This is a genomic window from Paenibacillus sp. OT2-17 (genome assembly GCF_009827695.1).
In the GTDB taxonomy this organism is placed as follows: domain Bacteria; phylum Bacillota; class Bacilli; order Paenibacillales; family Paenibacillaceae; genus Paenibacillus; species Paenibacillus polymyxa_B.
Genome location: NZ_WUDQ01000547.1, coordinates 1 through 2492, shown reverse-complemented (window position 1 = coordinate 2492; position 2492 = coordinate 1). Strand labels below are relative to the sequence as shown.

The window sequence follows — 2492 nt, the reverse complement described above, 5'->3', positions numbered from 1 at the left end:
CAGCAGCGTCATAACGATCACTGGCAAGGTCATATGCTGGAGAACCTCCTTCACATACTCCATACCTGTAGCGTTACTCCCCGTATTAAGCATGCCACCGGGTGGCAACCACTTCAGGTCAACCGCTGCGATTTTAATCAGATACAACCCGATAAAAAATGAGGGCACAGACATGGCAGCGAAAATCACCACCATTACCAAAGTATCAAACCATGAATACTGCTTATAAGCAGCAACCACACCGATAATGACCGCGATAAACCAGGTCAGGAAGGTCGATACAACGGCCAGCAAAAACGAGTTCCAGATATACTCATTAAATAAGGTCAGCACCGGCTTCTGCTGGGCAAGCGAATAACCAAAATTTCCATGCAGCGCATTGCCCAGCCAATTTCCATAGCGTTCAAGAATAGGCTTATTCAGGCCGTAAATTTCCCTCAGCTCCGCCTTTCTCTCTGGCGACAGCTTCAGATTGCCGCTTATGAAATCTCCCGGTGTCATGGCATACAGGAAAAAAATCATCATCGAAGCGGCCAACAAAATAATAACCATATACGTCAGTCTTTTCGTTAAAAACGAGCTCATGACAGACTCCTTTCAATTCAAGGTCAGGCTACTCATTACGTTTCCCCTATTTGGGAGGCCCCTTGATCCGAACCTGATGTTCTTCACAAGGGGCCCGCAAATGTGGCTTATTTAAGGGACCATTCGAACAGATTACCAGACAAGCCAATGAACGGACTGACCTTTACATGTTCCATCCGACCATTGTAGGCATACACCGTCTTCTTATAGTTGGTAAAAATTACGGGCAGTTCATCGTTTAGCAGCACATATAATTCTTGATATATTTTCTTGCGTTCTTCCATATTCGTCGTAGACAAGCCTTTTTCATATAGCTCTTTTTCTTTTGTATTGTTATATCCCTTGACTTCTCCATTGACGAATTGCTCGATTCCATCTGATGGATCTGTCAGCATGCCTGTCGAAAAGGCGGCAAGATCATAATCTTTACCTTCTACTTTGGCGACCATTGCATTAAAGTCTGCAAAGATTTCCGGCTGTAGGTCAACGCCAATCGCTTTGTAATTTTCAGCCGCAAGCGCAATAAAGGTATCTGTTTCTGGACGTTTAGAGGTCAGCAGGTGAATGGTCAGCTTCTGACCGTTTTTCTCACGGATGCCATCACTACCTTCTGCCCAGCCCGCTTCATCCAGCAGCTTTTTCGCTTGCTCTGGGTCGTAGTTATATGGATTGATTCCATCGGTCGTGTAAGACCAGAATATTGGGGAAGCTGGAATGTTTGCGACCGCCCCTGCTCCCTGAGCTGCGTCGACATAAATGCTTTTCCGATCCAGTCCATAGGTCAATGCTTGACGAACCTTTTTATCCTTAAGCTTTTCATTTTCAAGATTTACTTGCAAATATCCGTAAGTGCTAGGGGTATACGGCAAAATGTTTAAAAAGCCAAGCCCTTTTAGTTTGTCTATATTTTCCTGAGTTGCGGTGAATTGAGCAAAATCGGTATCGCCTGTTTCTATGAATTGCCAAGCGTCGCCTTCTGCTGTTTTGTAAATGAAATGCTGTGTTTTCGGTTTGCCTTTGAAAAAGTGATCATTCGCCTCCAGACGAACTTCTTGCCCTGGAATGAACTTTTCCAACTTATAAGCCCCATTTCCCAGAGGGCTACTATGTAAATTTTTAAAATAATCCAGCTGTCCGAACTTGTAATCCTTGCCGTAGTAGGCTTTGGACAGTACATAGTCACCCAGAATCGGCAGAGCCAGCGCATTTGGTTTTTCCAACGTCGCAGAAATGGTCTGCGCATCAATCACCTTGATTCCTTCAATTTGTTTTGCCTTGCCTTCCGTAAAGTCTTTGCCGCCTTTAATGTTCAGCTTTCGGATTTGGCTGTCACCAGGATAGGCTTTGTCATAGATCAACGTCCAGGTAAAAGCGACATCCTCTGCTGTCAAAGGAGAGCCATCACTGAATTTTGTACCGGGAACCAGATGAAACGTGTACGTTAGATTATCCTTAGAAATATCCCAGCTCTTAGCCAGATTGGGCAGCGGAAGCCCCTTCTCGTCTACCGTGACCAGCGGAGTCCACAACTGCGAAATCACGTTGCCATCATAGCCGCTTTGGTTAAAATACGGAGTAAACACCCCGGCTGGGTCAGTCAGACCAACAATAATCGTGTCGCTTCTCTTTTTGGACACTTCCGGCAATTTGGATAAATCTGAAGCTTGTACCAGACTTGTTAATGGCTGCGCTGTAGCGGCTGTCTGTGCGACATCACTATTTTGCGAAGTAGCATCATTAGCGCTATCTGATCCACCACTGGAGCAAGCTGCTAATAAGGTAGAACTTGCCAGAAGTAGACTGCTGAGTAGAATAATTCCCTTTCTCAAAATAATCCCCCCGAGTTAATTTAGTAAATTCCGATCGAACAAGTTGTAATTAATAAGATAAATCTCATTATAGGAATC

2 protein-coding genes are annotated in these 2492 nt (G+C 44.7%); both read right to left on the bottom strand.

Translation table 11 applies throughout. The annotated features are described in order from the left end of the window. Positions 1 to 585, bottom strand: a 585-nt coding sequence (locus GRP75_RS24380) for an ABC transporter permease (RefSeq protein ID WP_160790607.1), incomplete at its 3' end; no start/stop codon positions are given. Between the two features lie 107 nt (positions 586 to 692). Further along, positions 693 to 2414, bottom strand: a complete 1722-nt coding sequence (locus GRP75_RS24375; RefSeq protein WP_202404295.1) for an ABC transporter substrate-binding protein — start codon at positions 2412 to 2414, stop codon at positions 693 to 695. Positions 2415 to 2492: the final 78 nt, after the last annotated feature.